Annotated in this window: 21 protein-coding genes and 1 pseudogene; 14 read left to right on the top strand and 8 right to left on the bottom strand. The window is 66.0% G+C overall.

What is annotated here, in order from left to right; translation table 11 throughout:
* Positions 1-101: 101 nt before the first annotated feature.
* The gene (locus DMB37_RS35900) at positions 102-500 is read right to left on the bottom strand and encodes a nuclear transport factor 2 family protein (protein ID WP_135236499.1); all 399 of its coding nucleotides are present in this window, start codon (positions 498-500) and stop codon (positions 102-104) included.
* A gap of 89 nt (positions 501-589) precedes the next feature.
* Between DMB37_RS35900 and DMB37_RS35895 the strand changes: the two genes are divergently transcribed.
* Positions 590-1036, top strand: a complete 447-nt coding sequence (locus tag DMB37_RS35895) for a MarR family winged helix-turn-helix transcriptional regulator (protein WP_135236498.1) — start codon at positions 590-592, stop codon at positions 1034-1036.
* 35 nt (positions 1037-1071) lie between these two features.
* On the top strand, positions 1072-1356 hold the full coding sequence (locus DMB37_RS41080) for a hypothetical protein (RefSeq protein ID WP_135236497.1): 285 nt from the start codon (positions 1072-1074) through the stop codon (positions 1354-1356).
* A gap of 314 nt (positions 1357-1670) precedes the next feature.
* On the opposite strand, the gene DMB37_RS35885 is transcribed toward DMB37_RS41080, so the two are convergent.
* From DMB37_RS35885 to DMB37_RS35875, 3 genes are all read right to left on the bottom strand, one after another.
* Entirely contained in the window at positions 1671-2465 is a 795-nt protein-coding gene (locus DMB37_RS35885; RefSeq protein ID WP_135236496.1) for a hypothetical protein, read from the bottom strand.
* A gap of 126 nt (positions 2466-2591) precedes the next feature.
* Positions 2592-2792 (bottom strand): hypothetical protein, encoded by a 201-nt coding sequence (locus DMB37_RS35880; protein ID WP_135236495.1) that lies wholly within the window; start codon positions 2790-2792, stop codon positions 2592-2594.
* Complete coding sequence (locus tag DMB37_RS35875) at positions 2789-3697, bottom strand: helix-turn-helix transcriptional regulator (protein WP_135236494.1); 909 nt, start codon at positions 3695-3697, stop codon at positions 2789-2791. The genes DMB37_RS35880 and DMB37_RS35875 overlap by 4 nt, the downstream gene beginning before the upstream one ends.
* Positions 3698-3864: 167 nt before the next feature.
* Here DMB37_RS35875 and DMB37_RS35870 point away from each other — a divergent pair, with 167 nt between their 5' ends.
* Entirely contained in the window at positions 3865-4089 is a 225-nt protein-coding gene (locus DMB37_RS35870; RefSeq protein WP_135236493.1) for a hypothetical protein, read from the top strand.
* A 576-nt stretch (positions 4090-4665) separates the two neighbouring features.
* Here the strand turns inward: DMB37_RS35870 and DMB37_RS35865 are convergent.
* A complete protein-coding gene (locus DMB37_RS35865; RefSeq protein WP_167769037.1) occupies positions 4666-5106 on the bottom strand; it encodes a cystatin family protein in 441 nt (146 codons plus the stop codon).
* Positions 5107-5360: 254 nt separating this feature from the next.
* Between DMB37_RS35865 and DMB37_RS35860 the strand changes: the two genes are divergently transcribed.
* From DMB37_RS35860 to DMB37_RS35830, 8 genes and pseudogenes are all read left to right on the top strand, one after another.
* Entirely contained in the window at positions 5361-6179 is an 819-nt protein-coding gene (locus DMB37_RS35860; protein WP_240771810.1) for a hypothetical protein, read from the top strand.
* Positions 6180-6366: 187 nt separating this feature from the next.
* Positions 6367-6681, top strand: a pseudogene (locus DMB37_RS41575) (alpha/beta fold hydrolase); the annotation flags it as partial.
* A gap of 2 nt (positions 6682-6683) precedes the next feature.
* A complete protein-coding gene (locus DMB37_RS41570) occupies positions 6684-7169 on the top strand; it encodes a hypothetical protein (protein ID WP_240772622.1) in 486 nt (161 codons plus the stop codon).
* Between the two features lie 123 nt (positions 7170-7292).
* Entirely contained in the window at positions 7293-8222 is a 930-nt protein-coding gene (locus DMB37_RS35850; protein WP_135236491.1) for a TauD/TfdA family dioxygenase, read from the top strand.
* 193 nt (positions 8223-8415) lie between these two features.
* The gene (locus DMB37_RS35845; protein ID WP_135236490.1) at positions 8416-9060 is read left to right on the top strand and encodes an ABC transporter permease; all 645 of its coding nucleotides are present in this window, start codon (positions 8416-8418) and stop codon (positions 9058-9060) included.
* A complete protein-coding gene (locus DMB37_RS35840; protein WP_135236489.1) occupies positions 9057-10322 on the top strand; it encodes an ATP-binding cassette domain-containing protein in 1266 nt (421 codons plus the stop codon). Before DMB37_RS35845 ends, DMB37_RS35840 begins: the two co-directional genes overlap by 4 nt.
* Positions 10319-11056, top strand: coding sequence for an ABC transporter permease (locus tag DMB37_RS35835; RefSeq protein WP_135236488.1), 738 nt, complete (start codon positions 10319-10321; stop codon positions 11054-11056). Before DMB37_RS35840 ends, DMB37_RS35835 begins: the two co-directional genes overlap by 4 nt.
* Positions 11053-12039: a glycine betaine ABC transporter substrate-binding protein gene (locus DMB37_RS35830; protein ID WP_135236487.1), complete on the top strand. Its 987-nt coding sequence runs from the start codon at positions 11053-11055 to the stop codon at positions 12037-12039. The genes DMB37_RS35835 and DMB37_RS35830 overlap by 4 nt, the downstream gene beginning before the upstream one ends.
* Positions 12040-12046: 7 nt before the next feature.
* Here the strand turns inward: DMB37_RS35830 and rox are convergent, their stop codons facing one another.
* Positions 12047-13471 (bottom strand): rifampin monooxygenase, encoded by a 1425-nt coding sequence (gene rox, locus DMB37_RS35825; protein ID WP_135236486.1) that lies wholly within the window; start codon positions 13469-13471, stop codon positions 12047-12049.
* Positions 13472-13823: 352 nt separating this feature from the next.
* Here rox and DMB37_RS35820 point away from each other — a divergent pair, with 352 nt between their 5' ends.
* The 3 genes from DMB37_RS35820 to DMB37_RS35810 all read left to right on the top strand — a co-directional run bounded on the left by DMB37_RS35820 (position 13824) and on the right by DMB37_RS35810 (position 17505).
* A complete protein-coding gene (locus DMB37_RS35820; RefSeq protein ID WP_135236485.1) occupies positions 13824-14261 on the top strand; it encodes a hypothetical protein in 438 nt (145 codons plus the stop codon).
* 971 nt (positions 14262-15232) lie between these two features.
* Positions 15233-16669: an NAD(P)/FAD-dependent oxidoreductase gene (locus tag DMB37_RS35815; RefSeq protein ID WP_135236484.1), complete on the top strand. Its 1437-nt coding sequence runs from the start codon at positions 15233-15235 to the stop codon at positions 16667-16669.
* Positions 16670-16770: 101 nt separating this feature from the next.
* Positions 16771-17505 carry a response regulator transcription factor gene (locus tag DMB37_RS35810; RefSeq protein WP_240771809.1) on the top strand — a complete coding sequence of 245 codons (735 nt, stop codon included), beginning with the start codon at positions 16771-16773 and terminating at the stop codon, positions 17503-17505.
* Positions 17506-17515: 10 nt separating this feature from the next.
* On the opposite strand, the gene DMB37_RS35805 is transcribed toward DMB37_RS35810, so the two are convergent.
* On the bottom strand, positions 17516-18925 hold the full coding sequence (locus tag DMB37_RS35805; RefSeq protein ID WP_135236483.1) for an NAD(P)/FAD-dependent oxidoreductase: 1410 nt from the start codon (positions 18923-18925) through the stop codon (positions 17516-17518).
* Complete coding sequence (locus DMB37_RS35800; RefSeq protein ID WP_135236482.1) at positions 18922-23262, bottom strand: non-ribosomal peptide synthetase; 4341 nt, start codon at positions 23260-23262, stop codon at positions 18922-18924. The genes DMB37_RS35805 and DMB37_RS35800 overlap by 4 nt, the downstream gene beginning before the upstream one ends.

The raw sequence follows: 23262 nt of genomic DNA, 5'->3' as shown, positions 1-23262 counted from the left end.
ACTGGATAATCGGCAGCAGCGGCGGTTCAGCGCCCGGCGTCTCGTCCTGTCGGACGACCCGTAAGCGGCACTCGATCATGTCGCCGGCCGCGAGGTAGTTCCTACCGGGCGCTGCCCAGCCCCCGATCCTCGGCTCCGCCCGACAGCATGGTGGTGGTCTCGATGATCTGCCGGAAGCGGCCGTCGGCGGCGAGTTCGGCGAATACCAGCACCTCGAAGGCGACCTCGCTGCCATCGATCTTGCGAATGTGGACCGTATGCCGGTCTGCGTAGCGGTCGCCGCAGATCAGTTCGTCGTGCACCTCGACGCGTCCCTCGGTGACCACACCGCGCAAATGGGTGATGTGTTCGACGAATTCGGCGTGGTCGCTCCACACGCCGTCGGTGCGCTGGCGGTAGTCGCCGGTGAAGTGCCGCGCGAAAGCGGTGTCGACATCGATCCGCCGATCGAACAGCAGGTCGGTGAGCGCGGTCGCGATGTCGGTGCTGGGGGCGGTCATGGTCACTGTCTCCTTCAACTGTTTGCGTGCAGTGTGCACGCAACCGACCGTACCCGAGATGCGTGCTCGATGCACGCTATTGTGGTGACATGGCGGAACAGGGGATCGGCACCCAGGTCGCCGAGGCGATCGCGGAATTGCTGCGCAGGCGAACCCGGGATGGTATCTACGCCGAACTCACCGAGGAACTGGACCCGGCGGTGGATACCACGACTTATCCCGTGCTCAGCGCGCTGGCCCGCTGGGGACCGCGCAGCGCGGCTGCGCTCGCCACCGAAATCGGACTGGATCGATCGGTGACCAGTCGCCATGCGACGCGCTTGGAACAGGCCGAATTAGTCTGGCGCGCACCGGATCCCGGTGATGCCCGCGCGACCCTGCTCGGACTGACCGATCGCGGTGAGCGGGTGGTCGAGGTGATGCGCGAGCGCCTTGCCGGCCGTCTCGACCGGCACCTGGCCGGCTGGCCCGAGGACCAGGCGCGTGCCTTCGCGGCCGCGCTGACCCGATTTGTCGGCGAGAAACCCTTCGGCTGAATGCGAGTTCATCGCGGTCCCGCTATGTTCGCCTCTTGTTCAGCCTGAAGCTCAACTGCGCGGCGCGGCGCTACCGTGCGGGACGTCGGGGTCGGTTGCGGTTCAGGTGGGCCGTGATTGCGCCGGTCGGGATAGTCGCCTGCGCATGCAGTAGGGGCACCGAGGAAGCGAGAGGCATCGAGGCTGCACTCGATGGGATGCCAGGAGTGCACCGGGTTTCGACCGATTTCGACAGCAACTTCTCGACGGTGGTCATGCTGACCGGGGATGCGTCGGCCGAGCAGTCCAAGGCGGTGATCGAGGTTTCCGTGACCGAATAGCGGCCGCATCAGGGTTGCAGCGGCGCCGGATCGATATCGAAATCCGTTGGGGCGAGCGGCCGAGCTCGTTCAAAGCAGGCCAGCAGCGACCCTGAGCGCAGCCTGCGAATCACGATCGGCGACTGCCAATACAGTGACCGCCCACCCAGCCCAGCCGAGCAGCCGTTAGTCGATCGATACGGCAAGTGCTGACCCGCTGATCGGGTTGCCCTGTCGGGCAGGCGATCAGCGCCGCAGTCCGAACGCTCGCCCATCGGCTTTTCCAGACGCTCCGGTGCGCTGCAGGGGATCTCGGCGATTCGCCCCGGCCGCCGTCAGTGCCACGGTTCGACGAAATAGTCGTCGTAGGGCCAGCAGTCGGTACCGAGGTCGCGCAGCACACCATGGCGAAAACGCAGGAGGTCCAGTCGTTCTTGCGTGGTGAGGTCGTCGTCGGGAGGTCTGGGATCGTCTTTCCATTGGGCATCGGTGTTGTAGTGCAGTTCACCGCCGACGCAGTAGTCGCGGCGAAAGCTGGTGCGCCACTGGGAATTCGAGCCCCAGTTGTGGGATAAGTCCTGCACGTCCCGGTAGCAGCGCCAGAAGGTGAAGTACATGCAGGAGCGGGCGGCGGCTTGCTGGTCCACGACTGCCGAGCCGGCGCGGACGGTGACGCCCGAACGGACCAGCAGCAGGTTTCCGACGAATGCGCCGGGCCAGTGTTGGTCGATGATCGTGGGTGGCTCGTGCGGGTCGTCGGACACAACAACGTCGACGATTTCGTGGAAGAACGGATGGAACTTCTCCTCGGTGATCGAGGTTGCTCCGGCCAACTCGGTGAACTCGGTCCAGGCCGACGGCGACGCTCCCGAGTACGCAACCTCCAGATAGTGCGGCTGAAGTGGCACAAGAAGCATGTCCACCAACCGGTTCACCGCATACAGCCCCCAACGCTGTTCCGCGGGCAACTCCCGACGATGCCCGTCTCGCACACCGTATTCGTGGAGTTCGGCGATCATCTGCGGACGCTCGGCGAACCACGGACCGAACTGCGCGGCACCCCAGCCCGCAGGCTCGTCCAGCAACGCCTCGAACAGCGCTCTGACTTCCCACAATCCGCTGTCGGACACCAGCCGAGCGTACAAGATCGGACTGAACTCCGGCCCAGGCACGAGTATCGGCACTTGCGCACGGTGGAACACCTTGCAGCCCAACCGATCGCTACGACTGACCAACGCGACCAGCGACATAGCGCATCATTCGCGGTCCGCGCTCTGGCGTGCGCCGGTCAGCCCCGCGAAAACGGTGAGCAAGACCTGCACCGCTGTCGGCCAGTCGACCAGAAAGCCGACCGGCGCGGCGGTGGCCACGGCGGCGACGAGTTCCCGCCACGGCGGCCCGGCCGGGGGTGGGCTCGGCGGTGGGTTGCGCTCTTCCTGCGGCGGGCGGGTGCTCACGTGGACTCCAGCAGCGTCTGCAGGAGTCGACCGGTCTCGCTCGGTTTCGCGGCGTGCCGGGCGAGAGTTTCAGCGATATCGAGATAGCGGACGATGTTGTCCTGACCCTCCATGTACAGCGTGCTGGTCGGTTGCGAGATACACACGACATCCGGCAGCAGGGTCTCGGCGAAGCGCAGATAGACGAACGCGCTGTCCATGATCGCGGGCCCGAAGGCGGTCTGGTCCACGATCTGGATCACGATGTTCTCCTTCTGGATGCACTGCGCCAAGTACTCCAGCTGGGCCCGCCATACCGGGGTACCGCCGATCTGCCTGCGTAATGCGCTCTCTTCGACCAGGATCCACAGGTAGGGCGGATTGGTGCGGTGCAGGATCTGCTGCCGCTGCAGGCGCACCTCCAGCTGCTTGTCGATTTCGTGGACGGGGCGGGCCGGATTCCGCAAACACAGTGCCGCTCTTGCGTATTCGGGGGTTTGTAACAGGTCGGGGACGACCGCGGGTTCGTAGCAGCGGATCGTGCGCGCGGCCGCTTCGAGGCTGAGCAGTTCGAATCCCTTGGGGAGCGAGTCGCTGTCGCTGTGCCACCAGCCGGGGCGGTTGCCCAGTTGCACGAGCGACAGATACCGGTCGTGCTCCTCGGGGTCGGTGACGCCGTAGCAGTTCAACAACTCGACCACGTCGAGCCGATTGAGGCCGACCATGCCGGATTCGATCCGGCTGACCTTGGAGCCGGTCCGGTAGAGCTGCCTGCCGACCTCGTGCTGGGTGAGCCCTAGTTCCTTACGCAACTGCTGGAGGCGCAGCCCCAACATCCGACGGAGCACCGTCGGCACATCGCCGATGTTGGTGCTCTCGCGGGTACTGATCGGCTCGATGGGTTCGAGGCGCTGCTCTGCATTCACGACATCGAGTCTGACACCAGAGGTATCAAAATGTGCTTGCAAATGTGCGTGCAAACGGTGGCGCGCGGGCGGACAGCGTCCCCGACCGTCGACGCGGACAGCTCCGGTTCGATGGTCGGTTCAGCGGTTTTTCGGTGCGTCGGCGCTCGGACGTAGGGTGAGAGCTCGTGGAGCCAGACAGCAAACTGGAGGACTTACGGTCAGTGCTCTCGTGCGTTTTCGAGAAGCTCGGCGCCGAAAGCCTCACCGAGCCCGACCGGGTCGAGTTGGTGGCGCGCGCCGAGGTGGTTCAGGACCAGATCGATGAGATCGAGGACGTCGTCCGCGACGAGGAACACGTCCACATGCGGACTACGCATGCGCCGGAGCCGTCAGGTGATCAGTTGTTCTGAGGCGGCGCCGGGCCGCGCGGCTCGCAGCATTGTCGCTCGAACCGACGCCACCGATGTAAGGGACTGACCCCAACGGCTGCCCTATTCGAGAGGGGTGAGCCGCACCCGCCCGCTGACCCACGGGCCCCGCGTCGCGGGCGGGCATTGTCAGCGGTGAATCGTTGTCAGCGCGCATGGGATTTTCGATACGCCGACGATATCCGCTGTCTTGTACCGGCGGCTCACTAAATCTCTTGTGTCACAGGGGATCTCGAGAACCGTACCGGCCGATACTGGGACGGGTTCACCGAGTACAACTATCGCGGCGCCATCATCTTCCGAAGCGGCCCCGGTCAACAGCTCAATATTCCGGGCGATGTCGCCGCTCAGGTGCATTCGGTGAAGGCGGTCTGACTCGAAATCGGCGAGGCGCGACAACGTTCGACATCAGCTCGTCCTCGCGTACCGGACACGACGCCCGGTTTGCTCGCTGGCGTGCAGCTCCGGTGCCGCGGTTCCGATCGAGGCGTGCAGCACCCAGTCCTCGGTCCTCGATGCCTTTCCCACTGGATGGCATGGCGGAGTCTCGGGCGGATCTCAGGGCATATCCTGGTCGGCCACGCCGCAATCGAACTTCTGGAGTTCGCTGAAGTTTTCCCACGGTTTGGTAACGACAATTGCGGTGCAGCGGTGTTGCCAGCCCTGTGGATTGACTGCACAGTTGGCGTTCACAGATGCGATTTTGCTGCAAACCGTTTCGGCTATGTCGAAGACGATCCGGTATCGAACGCCCGAGGTGACTTGCTGGTGAGCATCGACGATGCGGATCAGCTTGACGTAGTACTGCGTGTTCGACCGAGATTGGATTTCGTCCACTGCGAACGCCGCTGCGGCCGCTACCTCTCGGCTTTTCGGGTCTGCGGCGGACCATTGTCGGTCGGCGGGTGGTTCAGCGTGCGCGGTGGCCGCGCAGACAGTGATCGCGACACCCGCCACGGTCGACGGAATCGAACCCAGACGTAACAGATGACCTGTCATGCCTGACATTCAACAATCACATCAGTACTTCGAACGCGCGACTCGCCGGGCCCAGGTACGAGAGTCCCAGCGTCGGTGACTCGTTCGATACCTGTGGACGACTGCGCGAAGCAAACGCGCCGCGGGCGCGCGAACCTTCGAGCAGGCCGGGCAATGGGTGGATACGACCCCGGTCTTCGGGGATTGACCATCGATATCGGTGGTCCGATCATTGGCGGTAGACCGGATGACGGTCGCTCGATCGGGGGTGGGGGATGGCCGGTCTTCGGGTCGTACCGCAGATGCTGGCGCTTGCCGCGGTCGCGCTGATGGGATCGGCGTGCGGCGGCGGGGGCGATGAACTACCGACGCGGACGCCGCTGCCGAGCGGGACGACGTCGGTGGCGGCGTCGACGACCACCGCGCGTTCAACAGCCACGCCGCCCGGCAACCCACCGGCCGACCAGCCGCCTGCCAACCAGCCGCCGGCAGATCCACCGCCGGAAACCGGCACCGCAGTGCTCCGCACCATCACCCTCTCCGGCACCCGGGTGCCGAACGTGCCGATCACGCTGCGCCTGCGGCAGCCGTGTAACCCTGCGACACATGACATTCCGCCCAATACCACGGAGGTGCTGCGTCGCGACACGGTCACCGACCAGAACGGATCAGCCACCCTCCCCCTCCCGCTCGGCTGCTACACCCTCGACACGAATTCCCCGCCGCCCGGTATGACGCCGTTCCCCAAAGGAAGTCAACGTCTGTTCCTGAAGTACGCCGGCCTGACGGTCAACGGTGAGCTGCGCTTCCAGGAATCCGGACCACAACCACCGTGCTCGGCCCAAACGGTCGTGCTCGAACTGCACGACCGCGACAAGCTCGACGACCACCTCCTCGGCGCGAACCCGACGGTCCGCGACTGCGACGGCCAGTGGGCGTTCGTCGCCTGGGACTCCCCCGGCGACAACGCGCGCCTCATCCGCCGCGCCGCCAACGGCTGGACCACCTACGTCCGTTTCCCGCACGACGTGTGCTGGGCCAAGGCCGCGGGCGACGGCGTCCCCGCGCGCATGAAAGATCGCTTCCCCTGCTGAGCGTGCCTTGCTGGGCAACCAGGGCGTGCGGTTTGCTCGATGGGGTCAGGTTCGGAATGATCTGGTCGACGGATGCCGCGATGTTCGTGGCGCAGCGGGGAATTGGGGGATTGTGACGGATATCGAGCAGCACACTCAGGGAACGCCGGAGTGGGTTGAGACGCGGGATGGGCGGCGGCTGTACGCGATGGTGTTGGCCGAGAAGGCCGACATCGGCACGGCGACTGTCGTTTTCGAGGCCGGGTCGGGTACCGCGCGGTTCTCGTGGTCGAAGGTGCAGCCGGGGGTCGCGCGGTTCGCGCGGGCGATCGTTTATGACCGATCAGGGCTCGGGCGTAGCGCTTTCGATCCGGCGGGACGAACGTTGGCACGCATGGCCGATGATTTGAACGAGGTGCTCGATCATTTCGAACCGGGCCCGTTCATTCTGGTGGGGCACAGTGCCGGTGCTCCGATCGTGCGGCTCGCCGCTGCTCGGCGACCCGATCGAGTGGCGGGTCTGGGGTGCTTGTCGACCCCACCGACGAGGCCGCCGCAGTGCTGTTCAGCCGCAAGTTCCGCTGGTTCGAGCGGACTGCGCTCGCCGTCGGCACGGTGCTTGCCCGGCTTCGGTTGCTGGAGAAGGTGTATGCCTGGCAATTGCGCGTCGTTCCGGACGATGTGCGCCGTGATATGGAGCGGGAGGCATTCACGCCCGGCGTGCTGCGGACTCAGCGGCAACAGGCCGCCACCTATCTCGACGAGCTCGCTACCTGGCGAGCCGATCCGCCGGAGCTCGGGTCGATTCCGGTGACCGCCATCTCCGGCGGACGCGCCGGTGACGGGATGAGCGCCGCGATGCGCGCCGAAGCCAATGCCTCGCATGCCTTTCGGGCCGCGCAATCCCCGCACGGCCGCCATGTCATCGCCGAGCAATCCAGTCATTACGTGGTGGCCACCGAGCCGGAGCTGATCGTCGCCGAAATCGAGCGGATGATGCCGCGGGCGTAGGACGGTGCCTTGCCGAAGCACCATGCGGCAGCTTTCGAATCGACGTGACCGTAATGCTTGTCGCACCAACCGCGGAATGGTTTCGTCTGAACCAACCGTCAGGTTGAAGCGAAAGGTCCCGGTATGTCTGTCGATTACCCCGCGAGCGAAACCTCCGTGGTCAAGCTCGGTGCCCACATCGGCGCACAGATCACCGGGATCAGGCTGGGCGGTGACCTGGACGCGGCGACCATCTCCACCATTCGCGCCGCGCTGCACGAACACAAGGTGATCTTCTTCCGCGACCAGCAGCATTTGACGGAGGACGGACAGTACGAATTCGCGGAACTGCTCGGCAAACCCACCACCCCGCACCCGACGGTCACCTCGGCAGGCGTGAAGAGCCTGGCCATCGATTCCCGCCACGGCCGCTCCAACACCTGGCACACCGACGTCACCTTCGTCGACCGGGTCCCGAAGGCGTCGATCCTGCGCGCGGTCGCGCTACCGAGCTACGGCGGCTCGACCACCTGGGCCTCCACCGTAGCCGCGTACAACTCGCTGCCGGAACCGCTCAAGCGGCTGGCCGAGGGCCTGCGCGCCCGGCACACCAACCAGTACGACTACGCCGCCGACATCGAGGACCGCCTGGACGAGGGCGCCAAGGCCTATCGGCGCGAGTTCGAATCCACTTACTTCGAGACCGAGCACCCGGTGGTCCACGTGCACCCGGAGACCGGCGAACGCGCGCTGCTGCTCGGCTGCTTCGTGAAACAGCTCGTCGGCCTGCCGAGCGGCGAATCGCAGGCCTTGTTCCGGCTGTTCCAGGACCGGGTGACCCGGTTGGAGCACACCACCCGCTGGAACTGGTCGCTGGGCGACGTCGCCATCTGGGACAACCACGCCACCCAGCACTACGCCATCGACGACTACGACGGCAGCGAGCACCGCAGGCTGACCCGAATCACCTTGGCAGGCAGCATTCCGGTCGGCGTCGACGGCACGCCGAGCACCGTGATCGCGGGCAACGCCGAGTACTACTCGGCCGCTGATTCCCACACTCGGGCGGCCTGACTTACTCCTGATCAGTACCGAACACAGCGCGGGCCGAACGCCGAATTGTCATCCTGGCGGGAATAGCCGGATCGACAATCCGCCGCGCGCCATCCGGAGCCGAGCGCACGTCATCGATTAACCTTTGACGGCCCGCGCCGGTGACTACACGCCTACAGGTACCGATTGATCTACGCCTGACGATGGGAATCGCGTGAATTTATGGAACTACCTCCGAGGACGCGGAGATTTCCTGGCGTTCCTCACCTATCAACATGCCTCCCTGGCGTTTCAGACGGTCCTGGTCGGCACGGTCGTCGCCGTTCTCATCGCCGTCGCGGTATATAGGCTGCCGCTGCTGTCGGCGCTCTCGCTGACATCGAGCCGGGTTGCGCTGACAATTCCCTCGCTGGCGCTGCTCGCGCTGCTGCTGGTCCCGTTCGGGCTCGGCGTCGTCCCCTCGTTCATCATGCTGGCGTTCTTCGCGGCCTTACCGGTGATCGGCAACGCGATCGTCGGCTTGCGCGCGGTGCCCGCCTCGGTAATCGAATCCGCGCGCGGCATCGGCTTTTCGCGCTGGCGCATTCTGCTGACGGTCGAATTGCCGATGGCCTGGCCGGTGATCCTGACCGGCATCAGGGTGTCCACCCAGATGATCGTCGGTGTCGCCGCCATCGTCGCCTATGTCCTCGGACCCGGCCTGGGCTCGCTGATCTTCAACGGCCTCTCCCGGCTCGGCGGCGCGAACGCCCTCGAAATGGCGCTGACCGGCACCATTCTCATCGTCCTCATCGCGTTGGTGTTCGACGCGCTCCTCGTCCTGCTCGGACGCCTCACGATCGCAAAGGGACTCTCATGACGGATGCGGTGACCAGTCAGGCTCCGGAGCGCAAGGTGACCGGCGCGTCCATCCACTTGGAGTCGGTCGTCAAACGCTATCGCGGCCAGGACAAACCGGCGGTCGAGCGGCTCGACCTGGAGATCGACGCGGGCGACATCGTCGCCTTCGTCGGCCCGTCCGGCTGCGGCAAGACGACCACGCTGAAGATGATCAACCGGCTGATCGAGCCGACCGAAGGCCGGATCTTCATCGGTGACCGCGACGTCACCAAGGAGGATCCGGACAAGCTCCGGCAGTCGATCGGGTATGTGATCCAGTCCGGCGGCTTGTTCCCGCACTGGACGGTCGCGAAGAATGTCGGGGCCATCCCGCGGGTGCTCGGGTGGGACAAGAAGCGGATCGCCGAACGCACCGAATACCTGCTCGATCTGGTCGGTCTCGACCCCGCGACCTTCGCCGACCGGCTGCCCAAGGATATGTCCGGTGGCCAGCAGCAGCGGGTCGGTGTCGCCCGCGCGCTGGCGGCGGACCCGCCGGTGCTGCTGATGGACGAGCCGTTCGGCGCGGTCGACCCGATCACTCGGGTTCGCTTGCAGGACAGTCTGATCGCGATCCAGCACGAGCTCGGCAAGACCATTGTGATCGTCACGCACGATTTCGAAGAAGCCACCAAGCTCGGCGACAAGGTGCTCATCCTGTCCGAAGGCGGGCACGTCGAGCAGTACGCGCGCCCGGAGGAGATCCTCACCGACCCGGCCACCCCGTTCGTGGAAGAGTTCGTCGGATCCGGCGCGAAGCTGGCGTATCTGACGGTGTCGCGGGTGCGCGACGTCCCCTACGACGAGGTGATGACCGCCCGGGTCGGCGAGCCGGCACAGAGCGTGATCAAGCGTGCGAAGGCCGCCGGACACACCTGGGTCGTCGTGGTCGACGAGGCCGGACGGCCGCGGTCGTGGCCGTCGCTCACCGAGGTGGCCACCAAACCGGAGGTCTCCGACTTCCTCGACCGGCGCCTGCCCGTCGTGGCCCGCTCCTCCACCCTCAACGACGCGCTCGACGCGATGCTCGCGGCCAGCCAGGGCGCCGCGCTGGTCACCGACGGCCGGGGCGCGGTCGTCGGCTCGCTCAGCATCAGCTCGGTGACGGAAACGATCCAGGCCAAGCTCGCCGACGTGCACTCCGAGGACGAGGACTACGAGACCTACGTCGACGGCACCGATCCGGCACCGACCCCGGTGGTCGCCGCCGACGACGAGCCCGGATCGGCCGAGCAGTCATGAATCGGCTGCGCCGCATACCGATCGACGTGTGGTTCGAGCCGCTCATCATCCTGGTCATCGGGATCGGGTACGTGCTCTGGTATCGATCGACGACGTTCACCCCGACCGAGCAGGCGTCGCTGGCGTGGGCCAATCTGCAAACCACGATCCTCGAGCACGTCAAGCTGACGGTGGTGGCCACGTTGATCGTGGTGGTCGTCGCGATTCCGTTGGGCATCGCGCTCACCCGGCCCGCGTTGCGCAGGCTCGAGCCGATCGCCGTCAATGTCGCCAATATCGGTCAGGCGGCGCCCGCGGTCGGGTTGCTCGTTTTGTTCACCTTCTGGCTGGGCACCGGATTCCGTACGGCGATAGTCGGTCTCGTGGTGTACGCGATTCTGCCGATCCTGCAGAACACCATCGTCGGGCTGCGGCAGGTGGATCACCGCACGATCGAGGCGTCGCGCGGCATCGGCTATTCGGGCGCCCGGACGCTGTTCCAGGTCGAGCTGCCGCTCGCGGTGCCGGTGATCCTCAACGGTGTTCGTACCGCGCTGGTCATTCTGGTGGGCACCGCGACGCTCAGCACGTTCATCGGCGCGACCAGTCTGGGCACGCTGATCACTACCGGTGTCACGCTTTTCCTGCCCAAGCTGCTCATCTCCGGCGCGATCCTCGTGGGCCTGCTGGCATTGATCATCGATTGGCTGGGCAGACTCGTCGAGCTCGCCGCGACCCCGCGGGGTATCTCATGAAATCACCACGCACGCAGCTGGTTACACTACTTTCCGCAGTCGTTGCCGCGCTGCCCGTGCTGACAGGCTGCGGGCTGGTGAGCTCGTCCGGCACGTTTCACGACGCCCAATTGCCGGACGGCGCAAAGCCGCTGGACGGCGCGGAGCTCGTGGTCACCTCGAAGAGCTTCACCGAGGGGGTCCTACTCGGCAAGATCACCGCGACCTACCTGGCCGCGGCGGGTGCCGAAGTGAAAGACCTGACGGGGGCGCCGGGTTCGGCTTCGTCTCGGCAAGCCCAGCTGAACGGCGACGCCGACGTGCTGTGGGAGTACACCGGGACCGGCTGGGTCAACTACCACAACCAGACCGAGACGATCGCGGACCCGCAGCAACTCTGGCAACGAGTCCATGAGCTGGAGAAGCGCGACTACAACCTGGAGTGGTTGCCACCGGCCAACTTCAACGACACCTACGCCTTCGGCGCATCCACGCCGACCGCCGAGCGCCTGCAGGTGAAGACGCTGTCCGATGTCGCCGCACTCCCGGTCCCCGATCGCACGTTCTGCGTCGACGACGAATTCTTCAGCCGCTCCGATGGTTTCATTCCGATGCTGGTCAAATACGGTATCCCGTACAACGATCCGAACGGCGTACCGTCCGGCAACGTCACCCGGATGGACGCGGGCATCGTTTATACGGCGACCTCCAAAAGTGCCCCTTGCAATTTCGGCATGATCTACACCACCGACGGCAGGGTCAAGAACCTGAATCTCACTGTCCTCGAAGACGACAAGAAATTCTTCCTGCCCTACAGCGGAACAGCCGTCGTCCGCGGCGCCGTCATCGACCGCTATCCCCCACTGCGGACCTTGATCGGAACCATCTCCGAACACCTCACCGACGAGCTCATGCAGGACCTCAACGGTCGCGTCGACATCGATGGCGAGGACCCCGCCGACGTCGCCTATGACTGGCTGAAGAGCGAGAAGCTGGTCGAGTAGACGGTGTTCAGCTGACGGCAGCGCCGAACCATACGGGGAGCTGGTTACGCAGCTCCTGTTGATCGTCGCCGACCCATGCGACGTGGCCGTCCGGCCGTAACAGCACCGCGGGCGCGTCCAGTTCTGTGCTGACGTCGACGACGTGGTCGACCCGGTCCGCCCAGCCCGCGACGGAGAGCTGGCCGGTCTGATCGAGCAGTAGGCCACGGCCGTGGTGCATCAACTCGTAGAGGCGTCCCCGCCGCAGCGCCATGTCCCGCAGCCGCCGGCCGAGCAACGCATGACCTGCGCCGAAGTCGTAGCGGATGCCGATCGCGATGACCTTCTCGATCAGGTATCGGTTCACCTCGTCGAAGTCCATCAGTTCCGAGATCAGGCGGCGCACCGCCTGGGGACCCGGTTCGAGGGAGGTCAGCTCCATTTGCGCGCGAGTGTTGTTCAGCACGTCGGCGGCCACCGGATGCCGTTCGGCCTGGTAGCTGTCGAGCAGCCCCTTCGGCGCCCAGCCGTTGATCACGGCGGCCAGTTTCCAGCCGAGGTTGAACGCGTCCTGGAGACCGAGATTGAGCCCCTGCCCGCCCATCGGCGGGTGGACGTGCGCCGCGTCGCCTGCCAGCAGGACCCGGTCGACCCGGTACCGCTCGGCCTGGCGGGTCGCGTCGCCGAAACGGGACAGCCAGCGCGGCGAGTGCGCACCGAAGTCGGTGCCCGCGGTCGCTTGCAGCTGCCGCTTCAGCTCGTCCAAGGTCGGCGGGATCGAGCGGTCCTCGGCCACGCCGGCGGCGGGCGCGACGACGCGGTACACCCCGTTCCCGAGTGGCGCGGCGCCGAATCGCAACTGGGTCTTGCGGACTTCGGCGTTCGCAGCGTTGATCGTCGCCGGTGACGCGGTCAGCTCGACCTCGCCCACCAGTGTCTCGACCGTCGTCGGCTCGCCGGGGAAGCCGACGCCGAGCAGCTTGCGCACCGTGCTGCGGCCACCGTCGCAGGCCACGAGGTAGCGCGAGCGCAGCTGCGTGCCATCAGCCAGCTCGACGGTCACCCCGTGCTCGTCCTGGCCGAGCCCGACCACCGCACAACCCCGCCGGATCTCGACGCCGAGTTCGCCGGCGCGCTCGAGTAGCAGCCGCTCGGTGGTGGTCTGCGGGATGCCGAGGACGTACGGGTGCGCGGTATCCAGCTCGGGCGACGGCTTGGCGATGCCCGCGAAGAACCCGCCGACCGGGTGCTTGCGGCCCAGCGCCAGGAACGGCGCCAGCGCCCCACGCTGGTCGAGTATCTCGATGCTGCGCGCGTGCAGGCCGAGCGCGCGAACCACCTTGGTCGGCTCGGTGTCCCGCTCCAGCACCACCGGCCGCACACCCTGCAACCGCAACTCACTGGCCAGCCACACGCCGGTCGGCCCGGCACCGGCGATGATCACGTCGATCATGCAACCCCTTCATTCGAATGAGTGACGATCTTGCAGCACGACCGGGGTCTTGCCGCAAGGCCCCGGGTGCGCTATACATTGAAGTGGGCAAGGAGTGGATAACCACCTTGCCCTTATCTATTTGCCGGGGTGGACCGAGAATTCTGGGCGGAATGTCCGGCCCGCGTAGCCGATGTCCCGGCGCAGTAAATTCCGATGTAACAATCCGCCGGGTCGAATCGAATCAGAGACAAGGTCGATTGCGCGATTATCGCGGCTTAACATCCATGAAGAAGAACTTACACTGGTGGCCGTAATTGGTTGCCCGCCTTAAACTTCCACACTCAAAAGGAATTTCGATGGGAAGAAGGCGATGGGTAAACACCGCGCACCACGTAAGCCCGACGTTCCGATGCGATTGGCGATGGTGTCCACGGCCGCGCTCCTCACGGCCCTCATCTCCGCCGACCGGGACGGCCCCGCCGGCGTCGGCCCGACGGCGAACCGGGACATCAGCACCCCGGGACAATCCAGCAGCACCTTCGCGGCGCCACCGACAGACCAACCGGACATCGTCCCGGATTCGGTGGTAGACGAACCACTTCCAGAATCGAGACCCCGCCCGAGGCCGAGGATCGCCAGGACACCCCCACGGTCGACCCCACCCCTCGACGATTCCGAACCCCACGACATCTCTGCCATCACAGCCGCATGGGTTTCGGGCACCTTGCAGGGCTACGAGTGGCTCGCGCACATCGAGCAATGCATCCTGGCCCATATGAAGTCCACGCTGGCGCAGCGCAGCGTGTAGTCAGCACGGGACGCCCGCTCGGGCGCGCCACCACACGACGCGCCCGAACGCGGCGATTATGTTCGAAACATCGCGCACCACAACGGAACTCGAGTACGCAGCGACGAGCGGTCTCCACTCGAGCGCTAGCAGTTGGCGTACGTTCCCGAATATTTCTATAACCACATGGATGCATAGCTTCCGCGTTCCCGCCTTCCAGATCGCGCTCACGGAATGGCGCTCCCGCATTACCACGAAAGGCTTTCACCGCCAGAGTACAGTCCAGGCGCGGCGAGCTATCAGATCCGAGAAGGCCACGGGTACAGCTGATTCCGTCAACACGAGATCGCGACGGCGGTCGCCGATGGCGAGTGCGCGCTCGAAAAACGCCTTCCTGCCGCCACATTGGCCGCACGCCGGGAGCTCGCGACAACCATGCCTCAGGCCGATCGTCAAATATTGCACGAACTAGCCCATTATCGGATGTCATTGTCGAGCGGGCGGAATCCGCCGCACGAGGCGGCGAGCAACCGACGACTCGCCGAACTGGGTTGCGCGCGGCCGAAACCCGCGCTGAATAGCTTGCAGTGGAATAGCTGTAGTCGCCCTCGCGAGGGACCCGAACAAGGAGCATGCCTCCCCGACTACCGCACGCGACCAGGAGATATCCGAGGAAGGAAGGTCCACCTCAGCGCGAGTTCGCCTGGAGTTAGATGCGATTCAAACGAGGACCGAAGTGTGACAACGGTCACACACGCACAGGCAAACGCCATCCAGGCAGCGAGGTGTGAAACGCCTATGTGCAGTTAAATTCGGGCAACTGAAACTTGTTTGCTCCGCTCTGCGGGGCTTGATACGATAATTTCATACAAAATGGTTGAAGAGGAACGATGACTCCATTTTCCGTCAGCGTGATGATTTGTCAATGATTTCGGTTCAGAACAACTTCGACGAGCCGGGGAGATCAAGCGCAGTTCGCCGGAGGGAAAGCAGTGCAGGGGCTAACTCAACACGACGTCAGAAGTACTTTCGATAACGGGCTTCCGTCTAAGAATACCATCGATACCGCAATCATTGTCGGCGCCGGACTGGCGGGCCTTGCCGCCGCATACGAATTAGCGAAGCAGGGCACCCGCGTCACCGTGCTGGAAGCCGGTGCTCGGCCGGGCGGCCGAACCTGGACCTATCGTCACCCATTCGCCGACGGCCTGCGCACCGAAGCAGGCGGGATGACGGTGACCGCGCAATGCCATTACACGATGCATTATCTGCGAAAAATGCAGCTGGAGACCGAGCCGAGCGATCTCGTCGACACCGACTTCAGTTACCTGCGCAACGGCGTCCGGATCCGACCGGACCAGCTCGGCGACCATGCCGAAACCTTGGGACTGCAGCCACACGAGCGCCACCTCACCGTCGCCGACCTGAACGCCCACTACGTCACGAAGTTCAACGAGAACATCGGCCCGGAACTCACCGCACCCACCTGGACCCCGACGCCGGATCTGCTGGCACTCGACCAGATTTCGGTCCGCCGGACCCTCGAAGACCGAGGCGCCTCCGCAGCCGCGATCAGCCTGATCGAACCGCTCTTCCTCGAAATGCGCGGCGGCGAACTGGAATCCGCCTCGACCATGGCGTGGGCTCGCTACGAGTCGGGCCACCGCGCCTTCTCCACCGCCGACGGCGGGTGGTACAAGGTCAAAGGCGGCGCCGACCTGCTCGCCCGCGCACTGGCGGACAAGGTCAAAGACCGTGTCCTGTACCGGAAACCGGTCGTCCGCATCACGCAGACCGAACACGAAGCGCAGGTAACATTCCTCGATCGGGACCGGCTGCAAACGCTGACCGCCGACCGCGTCGTCGTCACCGCACCGTTCAGCAGCCTGCGCCGGATCAACCTGTCGATGGCCGGCCTGTCCGCCGCGAAGCACGCGACCATCCGCCGCCTCAGGTATTCGTCGGTCCTTCGCATATTCCTGCAGATGCGCAAGAAGTTCTGGCCCGAACAGCGATTGATGCTGTCGACGGATACGCCGATCGGCACGGTCCGCGACGGCACGCCACGACTACCCGGTCCACGTAAGATCCTGGAGTGCTGGCTGACCGGCTGGCCCGCACAGGCGGCGGCCGACATGAGCGAGGAAGAGCGCATCAATTTCGCGCTGACCGAGCTGGAACCGATCATGCCGGGGGCACGCGAGAATTTTGAGCTCGGCACGTCCATAGCCTGGGACAACGAGCCGTACATCGCGGGCGCGTACATTCTGCCGGAGCTGGGCCACCACGAGCTCATGGCGCACACCAGAACACCGGAGGGAAGAATACATTTCGCAGGCGAGCACACCGCATTCGAGCCCAATGGCGGCTCGATGAACTATGCGCTGGAATCGTCGATTCGGGTTCTGCTCGAATTATCGTCCGTCTGATACCTCCGCCGCCTTCCGCTGCCTCGACCTCATCGAGCTGATCGGCACTGTTACCGCGCAAGAAAACAACTGAATCGCACTAGTTGGAAGGGAGGATCGCTTTGCTTCATCCGCGCTTGTTGATCGTGGCGGACTGCGAGGGGATCGAGGATACGGTCAATGACCTCAAACGGCACGGCTTCGAACCCGAGCCGGCCTCGACCGGGGCCGAAACCATGGCGGCTTACCCTGACTTCGACGTGGTACTCGTCGACCTCGACTTCACCGATTTCGACGGTCTGACCTTATGTAGAGAAATTCGGCGCGCCAGCGACATCCCGATCATCGCTTTCGCCTCCGCGTTCGAGCTGGACAAGGTCCTCGCCCTGGAGGCGGGGTGCGACGACTGCATCGTGAAGCCGTACCACAGCCGTGAGCTCATGGCGCGGCTACGCGGCCTGCTACGGCGGGTGCACATGATGTCCCAACCCGCGCTCATCGTCGGCCAACTGGAGATCGACTCGGCGCTGCGTGAGGTCAGGGTCGGCAACCGGCTGGTCGAACTGACCCGCAAGGAGTTCGAACTGCTGCGCCTGCTCGCCACCGAGCCGCAGCGAGTGTTCTCCAGAGCCGAACTGCTGCAACAGGTCTGGGGATACGACGACGTGGACGCCGAGGTGACGTCACTGGCCAGCCGGACCATCGACACCCATCTGAGCAGCGTCCGCAAGAAGCTCGGCTCCGCGGACTGGATCGTCACCGTGCACGGTGTCGGGTTCCGCTTCAATGATGAAGCGGGGCGCGGCAAGTCGGCCCCGGCCGTCGCGGCGGCCCGCGCCAGCGGGACCGCCGGGTAACCTGCCCGCACTACCCTGTCCGCTGCTTCTGCGGCGTGAACTGCGGGGCGAACGCGCCACCATACGCCTCGGCGAACTCGCCGATGATCGCGTCCTGTTCGGTTCGGGGGTCTCGCCCGCGGCACAACTCGTCCAGCACCGCACTGGACTCGTCGTGCACCCGCTGCGCGGCGTCGTAGGGCATGTGGGTGAACGCCACCAACTGATACAGCGGCGTGTACAGCTCGGGACGCAACTCGTGCAGCCGCCGTTCCAGCGCGCGTCGTGCCAGGAACATCGGATCGTTCACGTGGGCGGACAGCTCCGTGAGGTTCCGCAGCGACAACTCCGCCAGCGCGTGCCCCGCCTTCACCCGCACATCGCTGTACTCGTCGACGACCACCTCGGCGACGGTCGCGACGGTGCCGCCCTCGCAACGGACCGCGGCCTGGAACTTCTCCAGCAGCGCCGCCAGCGTGGCGGCATCCTCGAAACTGCAGTTGATGCCCTGCCCGAAGAACGGGACCACGGCATGCGCGGCATCACCGACCAGCACCGCGCGTCGATGGTGATACGGGGCGCAGTTGATGATCCTGAGGTGGCCGGGGCTCCGGCTCGCCAAGTCCGTGCCGACCGCCGCCATCCGTCCGAAGACGTCGGGAAACTCGGTCGCACAGTAGGAGCTGATCGCGTCGGCCGAGGGCAGCCCGGAGAAGTGCCTGCGCCGGTCGTCACCGGCCATCGGCTTGAACAGACTGGTGGTGAAGGTCTGATCCCGGTTCGGTTGGGCCTGCAGAAAGTGGTCGCCGCGCGGCCACAGATGCATGCCGGTCGGGTCGGCGTCCCCGTAGTCCATGGTGATCTCGGCGTAGCCGTGCTCGATGGTCTCGCGCGTCGCCCACATGTCCTGCGGGTGCGCGGCGACAATCGCCTCGCGCACAACACTATTGGCGCCGTCACAGCCGACCAGCAGATCGCCGGTGACCCAGGCCGAGGAGCCGTCCCGATCCCGCAGCAGCGCCGCCGGTCGCGCGGTGTCCACGTCGACACACTCTTGGCCGTAATGGATCCGGGCACCCTCCCGCAGCGCCTGATCACGCAGCAGGTCCTGCATCACCCGGCGCGGAATGGACAGCAGATGGTGATGGGTCATCGTGCCGTACGGCTGCGTGGAGATCGCACCGTCGCGGTGGTGGATGATCCGCTTGGCCAGCACCGAGCCCTGGAGATAGAGGCGTCGCCGGACCGAACGGGGCAGGCAGTCGAGCCCACGCGAGGTGAGCGTCAGGTTGAACGAATGCCCGGACCCCGTGCCCGCCGACTCCGTTCCTCGCTCGAAGAGATCTACCTCCAGGCCCTGGCGGCGCAGCAGTGTCGCCAAGGCGCAACCGACCGGGCCGGCCCCGATGATCACCACCGAGCGCAGTTCCAGATCAGTCATTGTGTTCCTCCCTGGTTCAGCCCGTCCGGCGGCGCGAGGGCGCCGACGGCGCGGAAGTACTCGAACATCCGCCGAATCCATCCCGTATCCACCTGCGGATACGGGCACCCGACATCGGCGAGCGCCCGCCTGGATTTCTCGTTGTCGAAGGTGTGCGCGCCCAGGCGCATCACGCCCTCCCGCATGAGCGGCACCAGCGGACCGAGTCCCCACCGTTGGTCGTCGGTCTCGGCGGCCTGCCGTTCCAGCGCGGCCATCCAGGTGGATCCCGAAGTCGGTTCCGTCGCATAGCCTTCCGCGCGAATGGTGTCGATGATGGTGGGCCAGTCGAGTCCGTCGGCGTGGTAGAGATGCCAGTTCTCGTCGTCGGGCTTCTCCTCGGACAGCCGGATGATGGCGCGGGCCACGTAGTCCACCGGCAACAGGTCGACCGGCGGCCCCTCGGCGATGTCCGCCGGGTAGCAGCCGAGCAGCGCGAAGCCCTTCATCTGCAACCAGAAGAAGTCGTCGTGGCGGCACGCGCCGGTGCGGCGGTGACCGGCGATGCGGCCGACGCGGTGCACGGTGACCGGCAGCCCGGCCTCGCGCGCCGCCAGCGCGAGCCGTTCGGCGACCCACTTGCTCTGCGAGTACCCGATACCCAGCGAGGCGGGATCGCCCGGCACCATGTCCTCGCCGACCAGGCCTGCGGTGGAGTCCGGCGGGAAGACGCCCATGGTGGAGATCAGGCGCAACGGCGTGCGGTTGATCCCGCAGAAGTCGAGCAGGTGTCGCAGTCCGTCCACATTCGTGCGTTTGACCGTGTGATACGGCACGACGAAGTTGATGTGCGCAGCCGCGTGGTAGACGTCGGTCACCTCGCGGGCCAGTGCTTCGTAGTCGTTGCCGAGCCCGAACTTCGGTTGGTCGAGATCGCCGAGGCAGATGCCCACCTCGTCGAGCCCGGACGGGTCGAGCGCGAATTTCCGGAAGGTCCGGCGCAGGCGTTCGCGCCCGTCCGCGACACTGTCGGCCCGGACCAGGCAGTGCACGCGATGCCCGGTCCGCTGTAGTTCGTCGAGCAGGTGACTGCCGAGGAATCCGGTTGCGCCGGTGAGCAATACCGTGCCGTCGGCCGGCTCCTGCCGCTCCCCCACCGTGAGGTCGTGCAGGCGGGCCTCCTCGCTCAGATCTGGTGCGGCGGACGCAGTTTCGCCGACGAGGCTCTGCACCATGCCGCGCGGTGTCGGCGTGCTCAGCAGCACCGACAGGGCGACGTCGGTGCGGAAGCGCTTTTTGACCAGCCGGTGCAGCCGGGCGGCCAGCAGCGAGTGACCGCCGACCGCGAAGAAGTCGACCTCCGGGGTCGTCGGCCGGTCGCCGAGCACCTCGGACCACAGCGCGGCCATCGTGCGCTCCGCGTCGGTCCAGGTGGCATCGGACAGGTCGACCTCATCGGCGGGATCCGGTGAAATCGGTTGTGCCGCCAGGGCTCGGCGGTCGGTCTTCCCGTTCGAGGTCACCGGGATGGCGTCGACGCGGGTGAGTCGGCGCGGGATCATGTAGCCGGGCAGCACTGCGCCGAGCCGGGTGCGCCAGTCCGTCGGCGGCGCTGCGGTGCCCTGCACGAAGGCGTGCAGAGCTCGGTCACCGCCTTCGGACACCACGATCACGGCGGCGGCCTCCACCGCCAATTCCCGTTCCAGCGCGGCTTCTATCTCGCCCGGCTCGACGCGGTAGCCGCGGATCTTGACCTGATCGTCCTTGCGGCCGCGGTAGTGCAGGGACCCGTCCGGGGCCAGCACCACCACATCGCCGGTGCGGTACATCAGCTGGCCGGGGACGAACGGGTCGGCGACCATGGCCTCGCGCGTCTTGTCCGGCAGGCCGATATACCCCGGCGAGACGACCGGGCCCGCGACGCAGAGTTCGCCCTCGACGCCGAACGGCGCCCGCCGAGCAGTGCCGCCGGCGGCACTGAGCACATACGCGTCGACACCCGCGACCACGCGGCCGATCGACGGAATGGTCGGCCAGGCGTCCGGATCGTCGGGCAACGCATCCCAACTGCACAGGTGCGCCTCCGACGGCCCGTAAGCATTGATCAACCGCGCGTTCGGGTTTCGCCGGAACATCGCCCGCATATCGCCGGTGATCACCAGCCGCTCGCCGGTGACGTACACCTCGCGCAGGTCGGGCAAGTCCACCGGCGACGATCGGAGCACGGCGGCAAGCTCGCGGAGCGTGACATAGGGCAGGTAGGCCCGCTCGATCCGCTCGTCGGCCAGCAAAGCGGCCAACGCCTCGAAATCGGTGCGGGCGTCCGCTGGTGGAATCACCAGCGTGCCACCGGCGCAGAGGGTGCCGAACACCTCGATGGCGAACACGTCGAAGGCGGGCGGCATGTACTGCAACGTGCGCGTCCGGCGGTCCCCGGAGAAGATGACCTGGTTGTGAGCCAGGTTTGCCAGCGTGACCTCCGGCAGCCGAACACCTTTGGGACGTCCGGTGGAGCCCGACGTGTACACGATGTACGCCGTGTCCTCGGGCACCTTCCGCGCGCCATCCAATGACGCTGCTCCATCGCTTGTTTCGGATAGCTCGATGACTTCGAGGCCTGCGGGCAACGACACGCCCGCGAGGTCGATCTCGGCACCACGCAGCAGAATGGTTGCGCCGCAATCGTTCAGTACGAAGTTCAGCCGCTCGCGCGGTTCGGCATCCAAGGTGACGTAGCTGCCACCCGCGCGCAGGATGCCGATAACCGTCGCGATCAGCTCCAGGCCGGGCCGCATCAGCACGGCGACCGGCAGCCCGTCCCGGACTCCCCGATCTACCAGTCTGGCCGCAACGGCGTCTGCGCGACTTGCCAATTCGGCGTAGGTGGTCACCGTTCCGTCGGCGATTACCGCGGGTTCCGCACTCGCCGCCGCGGCGCTCGCCGCGAACAGATCGGCGGTCAACTCGGTGCCGAGCTCGGGCGCGTCCTTGCGGCGGGCACACAGCTGGGTGATCGCCTGCTCCTCCGCGTCACTCGTCCAACGCAGTTCGTTGATCTGCCCGTCCGGCTCGGTGAGCACGCTGTCGACCAAGGTGTGCAGTCGCTGCGCCAGATAGCCCGTGAAGCTTTCGCCGTCGGCCGCGGCCGTGACGTGCTCGACGACCAGGGTGTAGCGGTCCGCCGTCTCGTCCACCAAGATCGCCAGGTCGTATTTGGCGCCACCCGGCGCGTGCTCCCAGGTCTGCACGCCCCACTCGGGCAGGTCCAGCCTGCGGGCCGCGGCGGGCATCACGGTGACCATCGCGTTGAACAAGGCACCGTCCTGCGTGCCACCGGCCGCGCGAACCTCGCCGAGCACCGCCTCCAGTGGCGCGTGCCGGTGCCGAAGCGCCTCCAGCACTTCGCGTTTCACTCTGCGCAACACGTCACGGGCGGTCGCCCCGCGGTCGAGGTGGTGTTGCAGCACAACGGTATTGGTGAGATGGCCGATCACCTCGGCGTCGCCGGCGCCGCGCACCGAGACCGGGATACCCAGCAGCACTTCGTCCTGCCCGGTTTGCCGGTGCAGCAGCACGAAGCAGAGGGCAACGAAGAACATGCTGGTGGTGATGCCCTCCGCGGCACAGAACTCGCGCACCCGCGCCGAGAGCTCGTCGTCGAGCACCTGCTGGCGGGTCACGTGCCGTGGTGTCCCGGTGCCCGGCAGCCCGAACGGCGCTGCCGCAGGGGCTTTCGCCAGCTTCTCGCGCCAGTAATGCAGCGTGTCGGCATTGTCGGCCAGCTCTGCCCAGCGCTCGTACGCCTCGACGGCTTGGCGGTGCGGTCGCCGCTGCGGCTCGTCGCCGTGCACCAGCGCGGTGTAGGTCGCCTCCACCTGGCTGAGATACGGCTTGAACGACATGCCGTCGAAGACCGTGTGGTGAATGTTGAACACCAGCAGGCTCCGGCCCTCGGCGAACCGGAGGTGCCGGACCCGGGCCAGCGGACCGCCACGCAGATCGAAAACGGCCCCCGCGACCTCGGCCAGCTGCTCAGCCACCCAGTCCTCGGGATCGCCGCCGCCGTGATGATCACGCACGTCGACGTCCGGCGCCAGTTCGCCGTGCACCACCTGCCGCAACTCGCCGTCGGCGGTCATCTCGAAGGTGGTGCGCAGTGCCGAATGGTCCCGATGCACGATCCGCAGCGCCTCGACGAGGGCTTGATGGTCGAGCAGGGTGGGCAGCCGCAGCACCAGTGGCTGGTTGTACGCCGTGGGATCGGCGCCGTAGATGCTGTCGAACCACATACCGGGCTGAGCCGGGGACGCGGGTAGGTGCTGCGCGCCGTTCGCTGTGTGTTGCTCGGTAGCGGTCAT

This window comes from Nocardia sp. CS682 (assembly GCF_004634405.1).
Taxonomy (GTDB): Bacteria; Actinomycetota; Actinomycetes; order Mycobacteriales; family Mycobacteriaceae; genus Nocardia; species Nocardia ninae.
Note: the sequence above shows the minus strand (reverse complement) of the source record. Positions and strands in the feature narration are given on the sequence as shown.